At 59.4% G+C, this 20950-nt stretch carries 23 protein-coding genes; 13 read left to right on the top strand and 10 right to left on the bottom strand.

Translation table 11 applies throughout. From position 1 onward, the window contains the following. Window positions 1–17 precede the first annotated feature (17 nt). Window positions 18–1382, top strand: coding sequence for a glutamine synthetase family protein (locus tag AACY18_RS21975; RefSeq protein ID WP_339433234.1), 1365 nt, complete (start codon window positions 18–20; stop codon window positions 1380–1382). 32 nt (window positions 1383–1414) lie between these two features. Continuing rightward, window positions 1415–2698, top strand: coding sequence for an NAD(P)/FAD-dependent oxidoreductase (locus tag AACY18_RS21970; protein ID WP_339466107.1), 1284 nt, complete (start codon window positions 1415–1417; stop codon window positions 2696–2698). 103 nt (window positions 2699–2801) lie between these two features. Here the strand turns inward: AACY18_RS21970 and AACY18_RS21965 are convergent, their stop codons facing one another. Then, window positions 2802–3587 carry a DeoR/GlpR family DNA-binding transcription regulator gene (locus tag AACY18_RS21965; RefSeq protein WP_339466104.1) on the bottom strand — a complete coding sequence of 262 codons (786 nt, stop codon included), beginning with the start codon at window positions 3585–3587 and terminating at the stop codon, window positions 2802–2804. 254 nt (window positions 3588–3841) lie between these two features. Further along, window positions 3842–4735, bottom strand: coding sequence for a LysR family transcriptional regulator (locus AACY18_RS21960; protein WP_339466103.1), 894 nt, complete (start codon window positions 4733–4735; stop codon window positions 3842–3844). A gap of 84 nt (window positions 4736–4819) precedes the next feature. On the opposite strand from AACY18_RS21960, the gene AACY18_RS21955 reads away from it, so the two are divergent. Further along, a complete protein-coding gene (locus AACY18_RS21955) occupies window positions 4820–5596 on the top strand; it encodes an NAD(P)H-dependent oxidoreductase (RefSeq protein WP_339466101.1) in 777 nt (258 codons plus the stop codon). 87 nt (window positions 5597–5683) lie between these two features. On the opposite strand, the gene AACY18_RS21950 is transcribed toward AACY18_RS21955, so the two are convergent. After that, window positions 5684–6202 (bottom strand): transporter suffix domain-containing protein, encoded by a 519-nt coding sequence (locus AACY18_RS21950; RefSeq protein ID WP_339433239.1) that lies wholly within the window; start codon window positions 6200–6202, stop codon window positions 5684–5686. 120 nt (window positions 6203–6322) lie between these two features. Between AACY18_RS21950 and AACY18_RS21945 the strand changes: the two genes are divergently transcribed. From AACY18_RS21945 to AACY18_RS21935, 3 genes are read left to right on the top strand one after another with little or no spacing between them, the layout of a single operon-like run. Then, complete coding sequence (locus AACY18_RS21945) at window positions 6323–7876, top strand: TolC family protein (protein ID WP_339466099.1); 1554 nt, start codon at window positions 6323–6325, stop codon at window positions 7874–7876. Next, on the top strand, window positions 7869–8993 hold the full coding sequence (locus tag AACY18_RS21940; RefSeq protein WP_339433241.1) for an HlyD family secretion protein: 1125 nt from the start codon (window positions 7869–7871) through the stop codon (window positions 8991–8993). The genes AACY18_RS21945 and AACY18_RS21940 overlap by 8 nt, the downstream gene beginning before the upstream one ends. Continuing rightward, the gene (locus tag AACY18_RS21935; RefSeq protein WP_339466098.1) at window positions 8983–10008 is read left to right on the top strand and encodes a DUF2955 domain-containing protein; all 1026 of its coding nucleotides are present in this window, start codon (window positions 8983–8985) and stop codon (window positions 10006–10008) included. Before AACY18_RS21940 ends, AACY18_RS21935 begins: the two co-directional genes overlap by 11 nt. Here AACY18_RS21935 and AACY18_RS21930 read toward each other — a convergent pair. From AACY18_RS21930 to AACY18_RS21910, 5 genes are all read right to left on the bottom strand, one after another. Further along, complete coding sequence (locus AACY18_RS21930) at window positions 9993–10427, bottom strand: hypothetical protein (protein WP_339466097.1); 435 nt, start codon at window positions 10425–10427, stop codon at window positions 9993–9995. The genes AACY18_RS21935 and AACY18_RS21930 overlap by 16 nt on opposite strands. Window positions 10428–10831: 404 nt before the next feature. After that, complete coding sequence (locus AACY18_RS21925) at window positions 10832–11851, bottom strand: AbrB family transcriptional regulator (protein ID WP_339466096.1); 1020 nt, start codon at window positions 11849–11851, stop codon at window positions 10832–10834. Between the two features lie 27 nt (window positions 11852–11878). Further along, entirely contained in the window at window positions 11879–12301 is a 423-nt protein-coding gene (locus tag AACY18_RS21920; RefSeq protein WP_339433245.1) for an HD domain-containing protein, read from the bottom strand. 15 nt (window positions 12302–12316) lie between these two features. Continuing rightward, window positions 12317–12697 carry a hypothetical protein gene (locus AACY18_RS21915; RefSeq protein WP_221733875.1) on the bottom strand — a complete coding sequence of 127 codons (381 nt, stop codon included), beginning with the start codon at window positions 12695–12697 and terminating at the stop codon, window positions 12317–12319. A 277-nt stretch (window positions 12698–12974) separates the two neighbouring features. Then, window positions 12975–13214 (bottom strand): hypothetical protein, encoded by a 240-nt coding sequence (locus AACY18_RS21910; RefSeq protein WP_339433246.1) that lies wholly within the window; start codon window positions 13212–13214, stop codon window positions 12975–12977. A gap of 272 nt (window positions 13215–13486) precedes the next feature. Here AACY18_RS21910 and AACY18_RS21905 point away from each other — a divergent pair, with 272 nt between their 5' ends. Genes AACY18_RS21905 through AACY18_RS21885 form a run of 5 tightly spaced genes read left to right on the top strand, consistent with a single transcriptional unit; the run spans window position 13487 to window position 18276 of the window. Beyond that, the gene (locus tag AACY18_RS21905; protein WP_339433247.1) at window positions 13487–14611 is read left to right on the top strand and encodes a DUF6384 family protein; all 1125 of its coding nucleotides are present in this window, start codon (window positions 13487–13489) and stop codon (window positions 14609–14611) included. Between the two features lie 22 nt (window positions 14612–14633). Further along, complete coding sequence (locus AACY18_RS21900) at window positions 14634–15554, top strand: DUF6384 family protein (RefSeq protein ID WP_339433248.1); 921 nt, start codon at window positions 14634–14636, stop codon at window positions 15552–15554. A gap of 39 nt (window positions 15555–15593) precedes the next feature. Continuing rightward, window positions 15594–16718 carry a DUF6384 family protein gene (locus tag AACY18_RS21895; RefSeq protein ID WP_339466094.1) on the top strand — a complete coding sequence of 375 codons (1125 nt, stop codon included), beginning with the start codon at window positions 15594–15596 and terminating at the stop codon, window positions 16716–16718. Window positions 16719–16776: 58 nt separating this feature from the next. Continuing rightward, window positions 16777–17091: a hypothetical protein gene (locus AACY18_RS21890; RefSeq protein WP_221733880.1), complete on the top strand. Its 315-nt coding sequence runs from the start codon at window positions 16777–16779 to the stop codon at window positions 17089–17091. Between the two features lie 45 nt (window positions 17092–17136). Continuing rightward, window positions 17137–18276, top strand: a complete 1140-nt coding sequence (locus AACY18_RS21885) for a merozoite surface protein 3b (RefSeq protein ID WP_339466093.1) — start codon at window positions 17137–17139, stop codon at window positions 18274–18276. A 135-nt stretch (window positions 18277–18411) separates the two neighbouring features. On the opposite strand, the gene AACY18_RS21880 is transcribed toward AACY18_RS21885, so the two are convergent. Further along, on the bottom strand, window positions 18412–18825 hold the full coding sequence (locus AACY18_RS21880) for a hypothetical protein (protein ID WP_339433251.1): 414 nt from the start codon (window positions 18823–18825) through the stop codon (window positions 18412–18414). A 61-nt stretch (window positions 18826–18886) separates the two neighbouring features. Continuing rightward, on the bottom strand, window positions 18887–19300 hold the full coding sequence (locus AACY18_RS21875) for a hypothetical protein (RefSeq protein ID WP_339466091.1): 414 nt from the start codon (window positions 19298–19300) through the stop codon (window positions 18887–18889). Window positions 19301–19891: 591 nt separating this feature from the next. Here AACY18_RS21875 and AACY18_RS21870 point away from each other — a divergent pair. Then, entirely contained in the window at window positions 19892–20179 is a 288-nt protein-coding gene (locus tag AACY18_RS21870) for a fructose-bisphosphate aldolase (RefSeq protein WP_221733884.1), read from the top strand. 217 nt (window positions 20180–20396) lie between these two features. After that, the gene (locus tag AACY18_RS21865) at window positions 20397–20861 is read left to right on the top strand and encodes an Hcp family type VI secretion system effector (RefSeq protein WP_339466089.1); all 465 of its coding nucleotides are present in this window, start codon (window positions 20397–20399) and stop codon (window positions 20859–20861) included. Window positions 20862–20950: the final 89 nt, after the last annotated feature.

Below are 20950 nucleotides of genomic sequence, written 5' to 3'. Positions count from 1 at the left end.
ATCGTGAGTGATTGATTATGAAATTCGCAGCCATTGAAGACGCACGCCTGTTCCTTGAACAGAACCCCGATATCGACATGATCGAGCTGTTCATCCTCGACGCCAACGGCGTGCCGCGCGGCAAGCTTCTGCACCGCGAAGAGCTGCTCGCCGTGTACGAGAGCGGCCGTCCATTGCCAAGCACCATCCTTGGCCTGACCGTACAGGGTGACGACGTCGAAAACTCGGGGCTGGTGTGGGACGTCGGCGATATCGACTGCCGCGCCTACCCGCTGCAAGGCAGCCTGGTGCGCTTGCCGTGGCGGCAGATTCCGACGGCGGCGGTGCAGGTCAGCATGCACCCAAGCGAAGGCATGCCAGCGAGCATCGCCGACCCGCGTCACTTGCTGATCAAGGTCATCGACGGCCTCAAGGCCGAGGGTTATAACCCGATCATGGCCTGCGAACTGGAGTTCTACCTGCTCGACGCGAAACGCGATCACAACGGCCGTCCGCAACCGGCGCTGGATGCCGACGGTGGGCGACCGCGACACACTCAGGTCTACGGCTTACGTGAGCTGGAGCAGATCGAACCGTTTCTCGCCGACCTCTACAGCGCCTGCAAACTGCACGGCATTGCGGCGCGCACGGCGATCTCGGAATACGCACCGGGGCAAGTGGAAATCACCCTTGAACACGGCGACGCTCTGGAGGCGATGGATCAGGCGGTGCGCTACAAACGGCTGGTCAAAGCCATCGCGCACAAGCACGGCATGCAAGCGACATTCATGGCCAAACCGTTCGATGATCTGGCCGGCACGGGCATGCACATGCACGTCAGCCTCGCTGACGCCGAGGGGCGCAACCTGTTCGCCTCCGAAGACCCTGCCGGCACGCCGCTGCTGCGTACGGCAATTGGCGGGATGCTCGCATCCTTGCTCGATTCGCTGCTGCTGTTCTGCCCGAACGCCAACTCCTACCGGCGCTTTCAGGCCAACAGCTACGCGCCTTTGGCGCCGACCTGGGGCGTCGATAACCGCACCGTCAGCCTGCGCGTGCCGGGCGGTCCGGCCAATACCCGGCACATCGAACATCGCATCTGCGGCGCCGACGCCAACCCGTATCTAGCAGCGGCGGCGATCCTGGCGGGCATTCATCGCGGCATAAAAGAAGTCATCGATCCGGGCGAACCGGTGCAAGGCAATGGGTATGCGCAGGCGAAAGAATTGCTGCCGACCGACTGGCTGACCTCGCTCACGGCGCTGGAAAATTCGGCGTGGGCACGGGATGCGCTGGGGCAGGAATTTCTTGGGGTGTATCTGGCAGTGAAACGTGCGGAGTACCGGCAGTTCATGGCCGAAGTGGGTGAGCAGGACTGGCGCTGGTACCTGACCGAAGCCTGATCTTTTTTCCTCTTTTTGCCTTGGATACCGACATGACTGAACGCAGCAACTCCTACTACACCGCAACCCTCAACCGCGACACCGACTACCCGACCCTGCAAGGCCGGCACAAGGTCGATGTGGTGATCATCGGCGGTGGTTTCACCGGCGTCGCCAGCGCCGTCGAACTGGCCGAAAAAGGCCTGAAAGTCGCCATCGTCGAAAGCCACAAAATCGGCTGGGGTGCCACCGGGCGCAACGGCGGGCAAGTCACCGGCAGCCTCTCCGGCGACGGTGCGATGCGCAAACAGATGCGTCCGAAACTCGGCGACGAGGTCGATGATTTCATCTGGCACCTGCGCTGGCGCGGGCATGAAATCATCCAGCAGCGTGTCGAGAAATATGCCATCCAGTGCGATCTCAAACACGGCCATTTGCACGCGGCGTACAAGCCCAGCCACATGACCGGTCTGCGCAACGATTACGAAGAAGCCGTGCGCCGCGGCCTGGGTGATGAAGTCAGCCTGCTCGACCGCAGCCAGGTGCGCGACTTGCTGCAAAGCGACCTCTATCACGGGGCGATCAAGAACACCCGCAACCTGCATCTGCACCCGCTCAACCTGTGCATCGGCGAAGCGCGAGCGGCGGAAAGTCTCGGGGCGCTGATCTTCGAAAACAGCGAAGTGCTGGAGATCATTCACGGCGCTACGCCAGGTGTGAGAACCGCCCAAGGCCAGATCGACGCCAATCAAGTGATGCTCGCCGGTGACGTCTACCACAAACTCGAACCGGGCCAGCTCAAGGGCAAGATTTTTCCGGCCATGGGCGGCATCGTCACCACCGCGCCGCTGGGCGATCTGGCCAAACAGATCAACCCCGAAGACCTCGCGGTTTACGACTGCCGCTTCGTCCTCGACTACTATCGCCTGACCGCCGACGGCCGCTTACTGTTCGGCGGCGGCGCCAACTACAGCGGCAAGGATTCACGCGACATCGCCGCCGAACTGCGCCCGTGCATCGAGCAGACCTTCCCGGCGCTCAAAGGCGTGCAGATCGATTACCAGTGGAGCTGCGCGATGGGTATCGTCATCAACCGCATCCCGCAACTGGGCAAACTCTCGGACAACGTCTGGTACTGCCAGGGCTACTCCGGGCATGGCATCGCCACCACCCACATCATGGGCGAAATCATGAGCCGGGCGATCACCGGGCAGATGGAGCAGTTCGATACGTTTGCCGCGTGCCAGCACATTCGCGTGCCGATGGGGGATTTGCTGGGTAACCCGTTGTTGGCGGCGGGGATGTGGTATTACCAGATGCTTGAAAAGTTGCGTTGACTGGACTGACCCCATCGCGAGCAGGCTCACTCCTACAAGGGGAATGCATTCCAACTGTAGGAGTGAGCCTGCTGCGATGAGGCCCTGAGCCGCTATACAAATCTCAATCGGGCAACTGCTCCACCTCAATCCCCAAGCGCCGGTAATCCTCGACACTTCCCGACGCCAGATGCTGCTCGGTAATCAACGTATGCACCCGCGTGCACGGCGTCACCACAAACGGCTCAACCGCGCCCAGCTTGTCCGCCGTGGTCACCGCGATCACCTGCGCGGCGCTTTCGAACAGCGCCTGTTTCACCGGCACTTCATCGAAATACAGCGAACTCAGTCCCACCTCCGGATGAATCGCGCACACCCCGGTAAACAGCAGGTCAGCCTTGATGCTTTGCAGCAGACGCACAGTTTCGTAACCGCTGACCGACATGGTCGCCAGGTTCAACTGCCCGCCCGCCAGAATCACCTTGATGCCCTTGTATTCGGCGAGAGTGATGGCGGTCATCGGCGAGGTGGTCACCGCTGTGATGCGGATATCCGCTGGCAATGACCGCGCAATCTGCAACGTGGTGGTGCCAGAGTCGAACAGCACAATCTGACCTTCCTTCACCCGCCCGGCGGCAAGCTGCGCCAGGCGCGTCTTTACCTCATCGGTTTCACTGATGCGGGTGAAGTAGTCCTTGCCGGTGTCCTTCGGCCTTGGCAAAGCACCGCCGTGTACCCGTTGCACCAGGCCGGCATTATCCAGTTCGGCGAGGTCGCGGCGGATGGTGTCTTCGGACACAGCGAAGTGCTGGCTCAACTCGGACGCCATGACCTTGCCGTCGCGTTCGAGGATCAGGAGGATTTTCTGCCGACGCAGGGATGGGAGTTCGGTGACCGAATGATCGTGCATGGTTATGCCTGTTTATGCTTGTAATTGCAGGTTTTAACCGAGATTAGCCAAAGCCCCGGGCAAACACAAACAGACGGGTATCAATAGTTTCGATCATTGGAATCAACACGCCGAATTATTTCTTTGCATTGCGCCTGTTCAGAATGGCCCCACACTCAACAGGCTTCAGGATGAACACCTTATGAATCTCAACTTCGCTTTCGCTTGCATGATCGTCGTGTCTTTCGCGGTTGCCTTGGGTCACGCCTGAGGCATCAAACCGACGCTGCCAGATGCTCGCGAAACCACTTGTGCGCGGGATCACGGTGCAGTCGCTCGCCCCAGAACATCGCCATTTCGTAGCCCGGCACCTGCAGCGGTGCCTCGACCACTTGCAGTGCCGGGTTACCGCGCACCAGCCGTGACGGTAGCATCGCCACCAGATCGGTGCTCGCCAGCACCGCCATGACCATCAAAAAGTGCGGCACCGACAGCACCACTTTGCGCGACAGCCCCACGTCGGCCAGCACCTTGTCAGTCACCCCGAAAAAGCCCCCGCCTTCACGCGACACCAGCACGTGTTCCAGTGCGCAGAACTCATCGCGGCTCGGTTTACCGGTCAAACCGGGATGCCCGAGACGCCCGGCCAACACGTAACGCTCGGTAAACAGCACCCGTTGATGCAGGTCCAGCGGCGCGTCTTCGGTGATGTGCAGCGCCAGATCGAACACGCCCTGCTCCGCTTGCTTGACCAATTGCGCTGGCATCAGGTCGATAACCGCCAGCCGAGTGCCCGGTGCCTGCGTACGCAAACCACTCAGGGCTGGCAGGAGAACGGTAGATTCGCCGTAATCCGTCGCCGCGACTTTCCAGGTCTGGGTCGCCAGTGCGGGGTCGAACGCAGCAGCCGGCGCCACCGCCCGTTCCAGTGCTTGCAGCGCCTCGCGCAAAGGCTCGCGCAACTCATCGGCCCGCGCCGTCGGACGCATGCCGCGTGGGCCGGGGAGCAACAGCGGATCGCCAAAGATGTCACGAAGCTTGGCCAAATGAACGCTCACCGAAGGCTGCGAGAGGTTCAACCGTTGCGCCGCGCGGGTGACGTTGTGCTCGGACAGCAACACGTCGAGGGTCAACAGCAGATTGATATCCAGCCGTCTCAAATTATTCATGGCTATACCAGACATATCAGACATTCATTTCCAATATACCTGTGGAACGCCGATCCTGCTGCCATTCAGCCACGGAGTTCCCCCATGAAAGTGCTATTGGTCTACGCCCATCCCGAACCCACCTCCCTCAATGGCTCGCTCAGGGACTTCACCGTCCAGCGCCTCGAAGCCGCCGGTCACAGCGTGCAGGTTTCCGACCTTTACGCGATGAACTGGAAAGCCACCCTCGACGCCGACGACGCCCCAGAGCGCGATAAAAACCAGCCGTTCCACGCCTCCCTCGATTCGAAACGCGCCTACGCCCAAGGCACACAAGCCGCCGACATCGCCCGCGAGCAGGAAAAACTGCTGTGGGCCGACGCGCTGATCCTGCAATTCCCGCTGTGGTGGTTCACGATGCCGGCGATCCTCAAGGGCTGGGTCGATCGGGTTTACGCCTACGGGTTTGCCTACGGTGTGGGTGAACACTCCGACAGTCGTTGGGGCGAGCGTTATGGCGAAGGGAAGATGAAAGGCAAACGGGCGATGTTGATGGTCACCACCGGTGGCTGGGAATCGCATTACAGCCCGCGCGGGATCAATGGGCCGATGGATGATCTGCTGTTTCCGATCCAGCACGGGATTCTGCACTACCCCGGTTTTGAGGTGCTGCCGCCGTTCCTGATTTACCGCACCAGTCGCATGGATGAAGCGCGGTATGCCCAGACGACTGATGAACTGGGACGGCGTCTGGATGAGTTGTGGAGCACGCGGCCAATTGCGTTTCGACATCAGAATGCAGGGGATTACGAGATTCCGGCGTTGACGCTCAAAGATGCCATTGCCCCGGACAGTGAAGGTTTCGCCGCACACATTCGTTAAGCCCAAAAAGATCGCAGCCTGCAGTAGCTCTTACCGGGGGTACGCAATCCCAACGCAGGAGTTGCCGCAGGCTGCGATCTTTTGATCTTAATCAGCAACCACCACCCGCGCCTTGCGCACAAACAACGCATGCGCCTTCTCCCAGAAATTCCCGCCCAGCACAAAAAAGCTGCCAATAAACATCAAGTCGCCCAACAATTGCAGTTGCCACAGATTGGGCCGCAACCCCGGCCAGAAGTTGTCGAAATACGGTTCCAGAAACGACGTCAGCAACGGCAGGCAAAACATCACCACGCCCACCCGATGCCGCAGCGGCGAGACTTCCGCGACAGGCGTCGGCAGCATCCCCGAGACATGCCGGCCAATCGTGCGCTTGAGTTCAGCGAACCCCGCCTTGCCCATCACCGCGATGACCAGCAGCAACAACACCTTGTTACTGATGAACAGCACGCCGGTCAGCGCCGCGACCTTCGAGCCGGGTACATCGAGGGCGGCGGCCAGCGGCACCATCAGCCACGAGCCGAGCATCAGGCAGATGATCCCGACACCGACTTTGAAGCGCCAGGTGGCGTGGCCCGGTGTCACCGGATCTTGGGCAGTTTCCATGGTCTCGTACCTGTTTGGGTGGGGGCTGATGCCCGAAAAGCGTAGCAGCAGATTCGCCCGAACAACTTGCAGTTCGTCGTCTATGCTCCACTGATACTTGCGGGTCAGGGACATAACGCAATGCCTTGGACAACAGCTCTGCTGACGCGGCCCGGTCATCTGTTGTTGCTTGTCGCCTTGAGTTTGAGCGGCTGCGTGCGCCTGGGGCCGGATTTCCAGCCGCCCGCCGAGACGTGGAGCAAGCAATGGAACAGCGTGGCGCTGGAACAAGCCAGCGAACGTGCCGCCGAGCCGGATCTGCGCCAATGGTGGCAAGTGTTCGCCGACCCCGTACTCGATCGCCTGATTGCCGAAGCCGATGCGCACAATAGCAGTCTGAAAATCGCCGGCTTGCGGGTGCTCGAAGCCCGCGCGCAACTGAACATCGCCGAGAGCGGTCGCTACCCGCAACTGCAACAGGTCGGCGTCGACAGCTTGTACGTCGACCGCCATCAGTCCGGGGGCAACAACCCACAGGATCTGCATTTCTGGCAACACAGCGCCGCGTTCGATGTCGGTTGGGAGCTGGATTTCTGGGGCCGTTTCAGCCGAGCCATCGAGTCGTCCGACGCCAGCTACTTCGCTGCCCAGGCCAACTACCAAGACGCCCTCGTGCTGCTGCGCGCGCAAGTCGCCGACACCTATTTCTCCCTGCGCACCACCGAAGCACGCCTGCGCGTTGCCCGGGAAAACGCTGCCCAGCAGAAGCGCAATTTCGAAATCACCGAAAAACTCTTCAACAGCGGCCAGACCGCCGAACTCGATCTGCAACAGGCGAAAACCCAGTACCTCGGCACGCTGAGCAGCCTCCCCGCATTCGAAGATCAAGTTCTGCGCACCCGCAACGCCTTGGCCGTGCTGGTCGGTCAGCCACCCGGTGGCGCGGCGTTGCTGGCCGAACAACCAGGGCTGATTCCCTTGCTGGATCGCGCCGTGCTGCAAGACGTCCCGGCCAATCTGCTGCTGCGTCGTCCGGACATACGCGCGGCAGAACTGAATGTCGCCGCGCAATCGGCGCTGGTCGGTGTCGCCGAAACCGATCTGTACCCGTCGCTGACCTTGCTCGGCAGCATCGTCTGGTCCAGCGATACCCTCGGCGCCACCCCGCGCAGTCTCGACCTGATCGGCGGCCCGAGCCTGCGCTGGAACATCTTCGATTACGGCCGCATCCGTAACAACATACGGGTGCAGGACGCGCGTTTGCAGCAGTTGATCGAAGCCTATCGCGACAAGGTCCGCCAAGCTGCGCGCGAAGCCGACGATGCTGCCAGCGGCTTGAGCAAAGCGCTGGAGCGCGAACGCATTCTGCGCCAGGCCGAAGGCGCTGCGCGACGTTCGCTGGTGCTGGCCAACACCCAATACCGCGAGGGTTATTCCGACTTTCAGCGGGTGCTCGACGCGCAACGCGCCCTGCTCGAATTGCAAGACAACTATCTGGTCAGCCGCAGCAACGCCGTGAGCAACCTGATCGCCCTGTACAAAGCCCTCGGCGGCGGCTGGCAAAGCAACGCGCCGCAGGTCGATGAGCCGACACGGCAACAGATGCAACAACGCACTAATTGGGGCGATTTGCTCAGCGCGCCGCCCGACCGACCGGCGTATCCCCTTCCATCGCAGGTAACCCGTCATGACTGAAGCCGCGCCACCCGCCCCGGCCCCCGCGCCTGCCCAGGCTGATCCTGCAAAAAAAGGCATCCGCTGGGTGTTGTTGCTGATCGTACTGAGCCTGGCCTGGTACCTGCTCGCCGACCGCTACACGCCCTACACCCAGCAGGCGCGGGTCGGTGCGTTCGTGATTCCGGTGGCGGCGGAAGTCGCGGGGCGGGTGATCAAGGTCAATGTACGCAACAATCAGGACGTGAAGGCCGGCGATATCCTTTTCGAACTCGACCCGCAGCCGCTGCAAATCGCCGTGGATCGGGCGAAAGCCGATCTGGAGTCGACCCGTCGTCAGGTCGGCGCCAGCACCGCTGGCATCGCCTCGGCGCAGGCTTCGTTACGAGCAGCGCAAGCCAACGAACTCAAGGCGCGGCAGGACAATCAGCGGCTCGAGGGCTTGTACAAACAGGATCCGGGCACTGTCTCCGTGCGGCTTCTGGAAGTGTCGCGGGCCAACCGTGAGCAAGCCGTGGCCCAAGTCGCCGCCGCCCGCGCCGAAGTGCAACGTGCGCAGGAACAGGAAGGTGGTAGCACGGACACTAACGCACAGTTGCGCAGCGCAGCTTCTGCATTGGCCAAAGCTGAACTGGATTTGTCTAACACCCGCATCGGCGCACGCTCTGCAGGTTTGATCACCGACCTGCGCACCGACGTCGGCCAGTTCACCGCTGCCGGCAGTCCGTTGATGACCTTGATCGCCATCCACGACGTATGGATCAGCGCCGACCTGACTGAAAACAATCTCGGTCATGTGCAACCCGGAACCCCGGTCGCCATCGTCCTTGACGCATTGCCCGGTGAAGTCCTCGACGGTCGCGTGCGCAGCGTCGGTTATGGCGTGAGCGTCGGCCAGACACCCGCGCCCGGCACCCTGCCGAGCATTCGGAACAGCCGCGACTGGCTGCGCCCGGCGCAACGTTTCCCGGTGATCATCGAGTTCTCTGAAGAGGCAAAGAAACACCTGATCGACAGCCGCGCGATCCGTGCCGGTGGCCAGGCGGAAGTCATGGCCTTCCCCACTGAAGGCAATCCGCTCAATCCGCTGGGGCGGCTGTTTGTCGGCCTGATGAGCTGGCTGTCGTATGCCTACTGAGCGCAGCGTCCCGGCGCAACGGGCCTTGCGCCTGGCGTTCGGCACGGCGCTGTGCACCGCCGCCAGTTATGCGTTGGCCTTGCCGCTGGCGTTTATTTCACCGGTACTGACGGCGCTATTGCTGGCCAGTTTGCCTCGGCCATTGCCACTGAGAGGCGCATTGGTGCTGGCGTTAGTTGCTGCGCTGACGACGAGTATCGGCCTGCTGCTGGTGCCCTTGCTGCGTTATTACCCGATGAGCGGCGTGCTGTTGATCGGCCTCGGTTTGTTTCTGGTATTTCGCTTCGGTCTGCGTGGCGGCAATCCGTTGATCGTGACCTTTCTGGTGATCGGCATGACCATGATCTGCGCCGCCGGGTTTGCCGAATTCGATCTGGCGATGGCGGTGATTGGCGCGCTGGTCAAAGGCTTGTTACTGGCCGTCGCGGTGGTCGGTGTCAGCCACGCGGTGTTTGCGGAACGACCCGACAGCCCCGCTCCACCCAAACCGCCCACCTTGCCCGACGACGAAGTCCCGCGCGTGGCGCTGCGCGCCACCCTGATCGTCATGCCGACGTTTTTACTGGCCTTGAGCGACCCGGCCAGCTACCTGCCGATCATCCTCAAAGCCGTCAGTCTCGGCCAACAAACCTCTACCCCCAACACCCGCCACGCCGGGCGCGAACTGCTCGGCTCGACCCTGCTTGGAGGCTTGCTGGCTGTGCTGCTCTGGTGTGGTTTGAGCCTGTTCGTGCATGTGTGGATGTTCTTTCTTTGGACGCTGCTGTTCGGGCTATGGCTGGCGCGCAAGCTCTATCGCCTGGGCCCGACAACGTTCAGCCCCGGTTTCTGGCTCAACACCCTGGTGACGATGATCATCCTGCTCGGCCAATCGGTGCAGGACAGCGCGGCAGGCAAAGACGTCTACAGCGCCTTCGCGGTACGTATGGGCCTGTTCATCCTGGTGACGCTCTACAGCGCATTGATGATGCACCTGCTCGTAGCGCACAAGCCTCAGCGTCAAGGTGTGATCTGATAGCCGCGCCCCTGCAGACACCCCGTGTAAGCACTGGAACTGGCTGCCGCATCGGTTTTGCTCTGTGCGCGCTGCCGTGCGCCACCGACTACAGCGCCGGCGGCAGCCGATTGCCCGGCGCGGTTTTGCCGGTAATCCTGCTGACGATCATCGTCGACCGCATCGTAGAACTCGTCGTGCTGGCGGCCGCGCACCTCAGCCGCTGTTGCACCGGCCGCAGCACCCACGGCTGCGTCCTTCAGACGACCGCCGGTTTGCGGGGCTGATGTCGTCGAGGTCGAGGCAATGGAGCGGCAGTCGTTGATATCGATCTGGGTTTGTTGCGAGGTCTGGCCCTTGAGCGGGACGACGGATTCGGCGCTGGCTTGAGTGGTGAAGATGGCAGCGATCACGAGTGGGATGAACGCTATGCGAATCACGATTACCTCCGGCGGGGCCTGGGGTTGGCTGCGAGGCGGGGTAGTCCGGGAGTGTAGTTCAATGTGCTCGAGGAAGAATGCTTAAGAGGAGAGGATACTGACCTCACCGTTATGGAATCAGTGGCTCGCACTCGCCGTTATGGATACCATCCCGACACCCCCAATTTTGCCGATCACGGATCTCGATGCGTCGTTTACTCAGCCGAATTGCCGCGCTCATCAAGCCTGAGGCAAAGCCACTTTTTGCCGGATACAGGAGCCCAAGGGTTCTAAAACGAGCGTTATTTCCTGCCGTTTTTTACGTGTTTGAGTGACGCTGAAAAACAGCGCTATTACGCAAGATTCAATGCCAGCGCCGCGTGGATAGAACAACTGGAGTTGATGTACGGCGACGATTGATTCGTTCAGGCCCCCTCCCGTACTCGCCGCACCTGCACCCACAACGCCGGCGCAAAATGCAGCAGCACCATCCGCGCCAAGTGGTGAGTGAGGATAAACACCACGTTCAGCCCACCGGCAAACGCGACAATCGCAATCGTCTCGATCGCCCCCGGCATGTACGCCAGCCATAGCGACAACGGATCGCTGCCCAACCACCGCGCCGCTACCTCTGCAAACACCGCCGCCACCACAATAATCAACCCGACCGAGACCAGCGCCGTGCGGCCATGCAGGCCCAACTCCCTGACGCCCAACCCCTGAAACCGCGAGCCGATCCGCACACCGAGAATCAGTGCCGCCAGATTCAAGCTCCAGTCGGGCATGTGAAAACCGTGCAACCAGCCTGCTTTTACAAAGACTGCGGTGATGATGATCGCCGTGAGCATGAAGGGCGCCGGCACGCCGATCACCAGCAGCAATCGACCGAGCACGACGCTCAAGCCGATTACCGAGCAAACCGTCAACGCCATGCCGGTGATCAACGGATCGCTATCAACAGCAGCCACCGACACCTGCCCCGGAATCAAAAAGCTCACCAACACCGTGATCAGCAGTAACCGCATCAGATGCACGATGATCACCTTGCTCGACGCCTTCTCCGACTCCAGCAGATCAAACACCGCCGCCAGCGCCCCCGGATACACCGCCAGCAGCGCATCGGTGCGATTCCACCCTGCCCCACGCGTCAGCCACCAACCGGCCAGGGCAATCTGCACCGTCAGGCACAGCAGCAACACGCCAAGGCTGGGCAACATGGTCGACGCCGTCGCACTGTCCCACGCTTCGAACATCAGCCCGGTGGCGATGCCCAGGGTGACCTGGATGTAACCCAAACCATAAGGCGTTGCGGGTACGAAGCCTGATTTAGTGACGACCAGTGCCGTGACAAGGATCGAACCCAACAGCAAACCATGAGGCACACCGAGGGATTGCAACACCGCGCCAAAACCGGCGGCGACCAACAAACACAGAATGGATTTCATATTCGCCTTCCTGGCAATTCAACTGGCTTAAGCGCGCAACCGTCCAATCGCGCGCCGGTACTTCTCGATCCGTTCCAAATCCTCCCAGCTCGGCGAGGCAATCCGCGACAAATCGCTGTTCTCTTCCAGATCCGCCAGTTTCACCACCCGGCCAATCGGGTTCTGCGCCGCGCGATCGACAAAATCCTCATAGGACTCACCCGGTACTTTGGTTACCGACGCAATAGCCGTCAGCACCTCCTCGCTGAAGCCTTCCTTGCGCAAATCATCAAGGCTGATATCGCAATCCTCGACCACATCGTGCAGCACCGCGACGATGCGTTCTTCCAGCGTGGTCATGCGCAGCATTACCTTCAGCGGATGCAGAATGTACGGTGCCCCGCCCTTGTCCACCTGCCCGGTGTGCGCGGTGGCGGCGATGGCGATGGCGCGTTCGAGTGTCTGGGTCATGGGGATTTCCTCGGGTTAGACGCCGTAACGGCCGCCAACGTGGATGTTGCGTTTGAGCCAGCCGCCAATCGCTTTCAACCGACCGACCGGCTCGGCGTGTTGCTTGAGAATCATGCCAACTAACGTCGCCTGGTCCGCACCAGGATGTGCATCGATCAACTCAGCGACCCAGGCACAATCAGCCTTCTTCAAATGCTCACGCCACTCACCGGGCCAGGCCTCCAGCTCATACAGCGCCAACCAGCGCGCACCGCCCTGCCCACCATGCCCTCCGGCCGTCGACTGTTCGAAGCAGAAAGGCGTGGCCGCTCGGGACAGGTCGATGTTGAAAATGTAGACGTCGTGGGTTGGGTGCTGCGACGTGGGGGCGTTGTTGCGGCTGCCGATTTCGATCATGCGCGGATCCATCCGTGGCGGGGCGTTACAAACTGTTTCCTGCATACCATCACGGATTCACCTCGCCATGGCAAATCAAAAATAAGCCGAATCGGGACAATCAATGTCCGATCACGCTTAAAAATTTCCGCCCTGCACATAGGCCGTCCATGAACTTTTCTTTAAAATGATGTCAATGCGATATCGCCATTTATCTTTGGTCATGCGGCATCACTCAGCGTCAGGTTGTTTCCTGACAATCATGGAAGTACCCCCGATGAGACTGATTCTCGTGATGTTATTGATGTTGAGCGGCTACGCGCACGCCGGTTGTGAAAACATCAAAGACGATGACCAACGCAACTATTGCAAGGCCAAGGAAGGCTGGGATGGCTGCCAGAACATCAAAAATGATGACATGCGCAACGCCTGCAAATCCGAAGCTGAAGGTAGCGATAGCTGTGGGAACATCCGCGACGATGATCAGCGCAATCTCTGCAAAGGCAAGAGAGGCATCGACAGCTGCACGAACATTCACGACGATGACCTGCGTAACTTGTGCAGGGCACAACAAGGTCGGGGTGGCTGCCAAAACATCAAAAACGATGACATGCGCAGAGACTGCAGAGCCACGACCAATGGCTGATGGGTGCCACCGACGCCACTGCCCCCAATAGTCGTTCCGGCCCGGTCATCTCGCGAGTAATGTTTGCACGCCTCTGGCACGAGGCGGGCACTCGGGATTGACCGCTCGGTATACTCCCCCGCCATGCTTGCCCCGCATCACGCCTCAACCTGGAAAGGACACCGATGAGCAGTATTCCACTCTCCGAACAAATGGGCGCAATGGCCTTGGTCGATGAGTTGCGCCATCAGCAGAAACAGGTTCAGGAACACCTCGATCTGCCGCGACGCCGAGCCGAAATTGCCGAGCACATTCGCACCTATTACCAGAACCACAACATCGTGTTCGACGACAACCTGATCGAACAAGGCGTGCGTCAGGTGTTCGCGCGTCGTCTGCTGCTGGAAATGCCGCCCGTGGGTGCAATCGACACCTGGCTGATCAACTCGTTAGTCCGGCGCTCCGGTGTGATCAAAATGCTGCGAACCTCTGCCATGGTGCTATTGGTCATTGCCTTCGCGGTCTACAAATTCACCAGCCCGACGGTTTACAGCCCGGCCGAAGTGAGCGAGGTCAGCACCGACGCCGCGATTGTCCGCGATGATCGCAAAAAGCTGTTCCAGGAGGTGGACAAGCAGCGTGGCGCCGTAGAGGCCCTGGCTCGCAGGCTGGCCGAACAACCGGACCCGCAGGCCAGCGTATTGCTGAAGCGCGCCCGAAGCGCGCTGCCGGCTACCGACGTACGCACGTCTATCGGTCTTTCCGAACCCGTCACATCAGCAAACGCAGCCGCGATCGAAATCCGGGTCAAAGAACTCAAGGAGAGCCGGTATGCAGTCAACCGGTCTCTGTACGAAGTTGAAGGCAATGTGAAGTATGCCGGACGTATCCTCGACACTCGCAATGACCTTAAAGCAATGCTGCAAGACCCGAAATTTGCCCTCGGGATTGCCCACTCCAGCAATCTGGACCAGCGCCTGGCGGAAGTCGACCAGTTGCTCAAGCAAGTCAACGGCTACGACAGTAACCAGGATGCACAAGCGGCGTACAACGATCTGCGTGGCGATCTCTGGAACGATGAACAAGACATGCTCAAACTGCAGTCCATGCGCTACCGCTCGCTGAAAGAGCGCATCACCTCCCGCTGGGTACCGGATGAAATCCGGACCCAGTTGCGCAGAAAAGTCGAAGTCATCCACCAGCTCCTGGAAGTCGGTGACTCGATGGCCGCCGAGCGAAAAATCAATCATCTGATCAGTTCGATGAAAGATGCAGGCTACTGGCGCCGCTGGGGTGGTTCGGGAGAATGACAGATTGAAAAGGACGCCCCCCATGAGCAGCACCGCACTCTCCGAGCAACTGAAGGCGATGGCGTTCATCGACAAGCTGCGCCATGAGCAAAAGCAGATTCAGGATCATCTGGACTTGCCCAGCCGTCGCGCGGACATCGCCGAGCGCATCCGCGCCTACTACATCAGCAACGCCATCGAGTTCGATGACAAATTGATCGAACAGGGTGTGCGGCAGTTTTTCGCCCATCGCCTGATGCTGGAGATCCCGGCACTCAATGGATTCAATACGTGGTTGGTCAAGTGGCTCAACCGCCGCGGCGCTTCGCCGGCGAGCGTCAAACCGGCAGACATACGCCTGGCACCACTCATTCTGCTGATCCTGTTATCCAGTGCGCTGATCCTGTGGGCGAATCACCACTATAAGGATGCCGGGAGAGTTGACAACATCGTCAAAAATGCCTGGGCGATGCGCGACAAAAGCTTCGAGTTGAACAAGCAAGTGCAGTCAATAACCAAACGTCTCGCGGTGTTGCGCAAGAGCAACGCCGAACACCCGAGCGCGAACATCGGCCGTTTGCTCCAGCATGCGCAGTCCAGAATGCCAACCAGCGCTTTCCGCACGGACCTTGGTGTGGATATAAAAATCACCAAAGACAATCTGGACCTGGTGGAATCGCAGTTCATGACATTCAACGCGCAGCAACGGCGGTTCGACACCGACTCTGACCTAATCTACAACGACATGAAGTATGCCGGTGCAATCATCTGGATGCGCCAGACCCTGCGTGACATCCGCCAGGACCCGAAGAATGTCGCCAGGATCGAACAATCCAGCAGTCTGAAACAGCGACTGACACTGCTCGGGCAACAGCTTGAGCGCATCAACAACGAGAAGACTTACGGCGATGCGCTCTCCACGTTCCGAGATATCGACGATGAGCTGTATGGCATCGGTCAATAAACCACCGACTGCCTGGCCACCCTCACGAAAGGACACCTGATGCGCAGCATTTCACTCTCGGAACAAATGACGGTCGTAGCCCTGATCGACGAACTGCGGTATCAGCGCAAACTGGTCCAGGAGCACCTCGACCTGCCCCGCCGCCGCGCAGAGATCGCCGAGCGCATCCGTGCCTATTACCTGAGCCAGGACCTGCCCGTGGACGACGACCTGATCGAACAGGGCGTGCATCAGTTCTTTGCCCGCCGTTTGATCCTCGAAACGCCGCCAACCCATCTTGTCAGCTCGTGGCTGATCAGGACGTTGGTTAGTCGGCAGGCGCTGGCCGGCCGCGTCCGACGCATGCTGCCTCGGTTCGGGATCCTGCTCCTGCTGGGCGTCGTGCTGGGGGTTGGCGTGCTGTTGCAAAAGCAGTGGGCTTCCGGCGGGGACGATCTGAAGATTCTTGAAGTCAAATTAGCTGCACATGGCTTGTCCGGCAGTCTGCGCGATCAGAACACAGCGCTTGAGAAGCTCCGGACGCTGTTCGCAAAGGTTCAGCGCGAAAACGCACAACAGCCGGACGAGACAGCGACCCGCCTGCTCCAGCGTGCCGAACAGAAACTCCCGGCTCGCGACCTGCAGACCGATATCAGCAGTAACACCCCGGTAACCCGCGATAACGTTCTGGCCTTGGACTCGCAGATCAACGACCTTGACCGGCAACGTCTGCAATTGAATCGGGACACCTACGCGGCTGAGCAAGACATCCAGCGCGCCAGCGGTATTCTCGGCACACGCCGAAAGGTCCAGGAATTACTGAAGGATCCGAAACGTGCCGCCGCCATTGCCCAATCGAGCAACCTCGATGAACGCCTGGCCGAGATTGATCAGGCGCTGAAAAACATGGATGACAATCAGGGGACGGCGTATGCCGCTTACTCGGAGCTGTCGCGTGACCTGTTCGGCGACACCAGTCTGTTGGACTTGCAGACCAGTCGCTTCCAAGGCTTGCGGGCACGGATTGAGCGCAAAGAGTTTCCAGCAGAACTACGCGAATCCTTGCAGTCGCGCCTGCAGGAAATCGAAGCCGACCTGAAAAACGGAAACTCGAACGCCGCCGAGACAAAAATCACTCAGACACGACAAAAACTCAGGGCAGCAGGCTATTGGTCGCTGTATTGACCAGCCCGACCTTCAGCCTGCAATTTCTTCCCTTGACCGCGACTCAACAGGTAGTGCAATGACCTCAACCACCCAGAACCAGGCGTCATCGACCGCCAGACAGACGCCGGCGCACAGTGCCAAAGACTACGAAGACATCCGCCAGGAATGCAGGGAAAAACTGCGCGCCTACAGTGAAAACGAAGCCTATGTCTTCCTGCGTGATCGGGCCTATGGCACCGACCAATACGCGTTCGGTTTTTTCCAGCGCTGGCTCGACGGCCTGCTAGCCAAACGCATCAACTACGCTGGCAATCGCCAGAACGAGTTGATGCTGCTGGCGATGCAGGCGCGCAATGAAGAGCTGCACGGCAAGCCGCCCGCTGAGCGTTAATGCCTGCCCACACCCAGAACAGACGACACCACGTAAGGACACTCGATGACCAACTACCTCGAACGGGCACTCACTGGTCTGCGCACGATTGGCATCAACCTGTTTCAACCCGTTCACGATGCACCGGTGCTGGTACTGCTCGAGCGCGTTGCTCAGTACGACAACAGCAAAGTCACCGCCATCGCTTCGGTACTGCAGCAGTCGACCGCGTTCAACAGCATGGTCCGCGAGCAGATTGAAGGCATGGACATTTCCACGCGCATCATGGACATCACTCAGCGCTTCAGCTCGATCCGTGAAGACGCTTCTGCCATGGCCGAATGGATGGACGACGGCCGCCTCGACACCCTGGAAAAACTCAAGCTGAGCTGGATGAACCTGCGCCGCGGATCGATTCCCAGCCGCTTCAATGACATCCGCGAGAGCTACTTGCAGGTGTGCAAATCGGCCAATGACCAGATTACCCGGGAAAGCGTGGTGCTTGAGGCGTACATGGATTTCCGGATGGCAATGAAAGCCGCCGAAGTCGACGCCCAGCAAGTTTTGGCAGTGGCCGGCAAGGCGCTAGAGCAACGCACTCAGGCGCTGAACAACGCCGGCGCTCAGGTCACCGCTGCCGACACCGCCGAGCCGGCCCGGCGCGCCAGCCTGGAGTTGCAACGCGATGAAGCCGTTCGCGCCCTGCAGGATGAAGACAAGCGCTACCAGATCGTCAAAGACATCGCCGATGACCTCAAGGTCGGGTACAACACCGCTGAAATGGTGTTTGCCCGGATCAATCAGGTGCATGTGATCAAGGAGCGCCAGTACCAGCGCATGGTCTCGTTCTTCTCCACCAACGAAGTGGTACTGACCGGCCTCGCCGTATCCTTCACCAGCAACAGCGGCCTGGCCGAAGCGACCCACACACTCAATGCCACCACCGAAGGCGTCAGCAAAGGGCTCGAGGCGTTGGGCTCTGCCGGCAATCAACAGATCGAAGCGGCGGTCAAAGCCAGCTACGGCTCGACCATCAGGGTCGATTCGGTTCGTGCACTTGCCGATGCGACCCTGAGCTTCCAGACCGAGATGCAAAGCCTGACCGACAGCTACCGTGCCGAATCAAGCAATGCCGCCCGTGACATTGCCGATGCAGTGGAAGATGCCAAGCGCAAGTTTGCAGCGCTGCTGAGCAAGGCTGTCTGACGTTTCCAATGCAAAAACGCCGATGCCCGCCGGGGCATCGGCGTTCATGTACGTCGCATGACGTTGAAGGTTTACGCACATGAAAAAGGGACACCATTGGGTGTCCCTTTTTTGCCTTTGGAGCAAACAGATCAGTCAACGTTTCATGGCTTCGCACTGGTTGCGCAGGTCCCCATTGCCGATGCTCGCACAGCTACTGCCCTGCTTCGCTTCGCAGAAGGCGCGCTGATCACGATCCCCGATGCTGGCACATGAACCGCCTTTCTCCGCTTCGCAGGCCGTACGCAAATCGTAATTGTCGATGGAATAACAACTAGCGCCTTTCTTGGCGTCGCAATAGGCGCGCTGGTCACGATCCTCGATACCAGCGCATGAACCGCCCTTCTCCGCTTCGCAGGCCGTGCGCAAATCGTAATTGTCGATGGAATAACAACTGCTGCCTTCCTGCGTGGCCTGGCAATAGTTGCGTTTAACAGGATCACTGATGCTGGCACAACTGGCAGAAACGTAACCGCTGAACATCAATAACATTGCAAGAATCAACTTCATCTCACACTTCCTTGGGTTGCCAGGAAACAGCCTGGCACTGGTTGATGCAATCAAAACCAGATCAGCGCGTCATGGCTTCGCACTGATTGCGCAGGTCAGAATCATGGATGCTCGAACACGTGCTGCCCTTCTTCGCCTCACAAAATGCACGCTGATCGCTGTCATGGATGCTGGAGCAGGTACTGCCTTTCTCAGCCTCACACATTGCGCGCAAATCCGAATCATGAATGCTGGAACATGTGCTGCCCTTTTTCGCCTCGCAGTAAGCACGCTGGTCGCTGTCGTGAATGCTCGAACAGGTACTGCCCTTCTCGGCTTCACAGGACGCTCGCAAATCACTATCCCGGATCGAGGAGCAGGTACTGCCTTCCTGCGTGGCCTGGCAATAGTTGCGTTGATCGCTGTCACTGATGCTGGAACAACTGGCAAACGTGTAACCGCTGAACATCAATAACATCGCAAAAATCAGTTTCATCTCACACTTCCCTGGGTTGCCAGGAATCAGCCTGGCACTGCTTGATCCATTCTCAATGAGCGTCGCGACACGCCATCAAATTGACATCGCTTTTTAGGAAAGTTCAAACAGGCAAATAAGATCCGCGCAGATTTTTGAGTCTGAAAAACGCGTAGGAAAACACCACCTGTGGCGAGGGAGCTTGCTCCCGCTGGGCTGCGAAGCAGACCCAAAACCGGCCAGTCCTTTTCTCCAGGTCCACCGCATGCGCCGGAATACGCCGACTGCGTCGCCGAGCGGGAGCAAGCTCCTTCGCCACAGGGTTGGGTTGGCGTCCTACAGGTCGGTTGTGGTGGCTGAAATGGCTGACTAGAGTGGTGTCGTCGCTAACTAAATTAGCGATAGGGTTTCGCAGCCCTTAAGATTGACACCTTGTTCCGTCAAGTTCGGCCGACTCCCGGCTGTCCACGTTTTATGGCGGTTGTGCGTGGGAGACCTCCGGGTCTGCCGGGTCATGGTGTTTATCCTCCGGTCTGCGAACCCACGCATAGCTGCCACCCTTTTGTTTCGCAGCACAATGGTGGCAATTCCTCTTTGCCAAGGATTAACACCATGACGACGCAAACACCGCTCCACCACTACGCGCACATGTCCCACCCCGCCACCGACCACCCTGTCCTCCTGATCGACGCCGATGCCCCATTGCGTGAACTCCACGCCTGCCTCGCCGAACGCCTCAACGCCGTCCTCAAATACCTTGACCTCATCGCCTGCACCAGCCTCCCCGATTACGCCGAACATGACATCAACACTGTGACCAACATCGCCAGGATCATGGTGCAGGACGTGAGTGATGTGTTTCGGGTAATCGAGCAGCGAGGTTTCGACGCGCCAGCCTGATAACCAACACATTGCCAAAGTGCCAACTTCATAAACGCCCGGTCATCCAACCAGCGATAACGTCGTTGGCACTTGGGAATAATCACCTCCTGACTTCCGCGCCCCTTGTAAGACGCGTCTGAACTTCACCAATAGCGAACCAGCGCCTCACTGTCCCGGCTTTAGTTGACGGTTACTCTTCAAACAAGAGTTTCCCAGTCAATAAGGCAGAGCTTCCATGGCCAACCACAGCTACATGAGCATTACCGGAAACCGTCAAGGCTTGATCTCCGCCGGTTGCTCCGACACAAACTCAATCGGCAACAAATGTCAGTTAGGCCACCTCGACGAAATCATGGTCCTGGCCTATTCCCACAACATGACCACCGGCAATAACGGCGGCGTCACTGCCGACCGTGGCAAGCACTTGCCGATCATGATCACCAAGAACATCGACAAATCCTCACCACTACTGTCCGCCGCACTTCATGAGCGTGAAGTGCTGGACTGCACCCTCTTCTTCTACCGAACCTCACCCGCTGGAACACAGGACAAGTACTTCAAAATCCACATTGCCGGCGCAAAAATCGCCCACATCAACCTCCAGGTTCCCCACGCCATCCACTTGAACGACGCACAGCCTCAAGAATTGGTGTCATTTACTTACGGCGTTTTTCAAGGTTGTTGTCGCGTCGCCGTCTAACTATGCCGCTCTTTTCTCGGTCTGCTGCTGCCGATCCGGGTTCAACATCACAGTGCCCATCGGCTCCCAGTTTCTTGTCTGGCCAGACC

The organism is Pseudomonas sp. EA_65y_Pfl2_P74, from assembly GCF_963970575.1.
GTDB lineage: Bacteria > Pseudomonadota > Gammaproteobacteria > Pseudomonadales > Pseudomonadaceae > Aquipseudomonas > Aquipseudomonas baetica_A.
The sequence above is the reverse complement of the archived record's forward strand: the minus strand, read 5'-3'. Positions and strand labels throughout refer to the sequence as shown.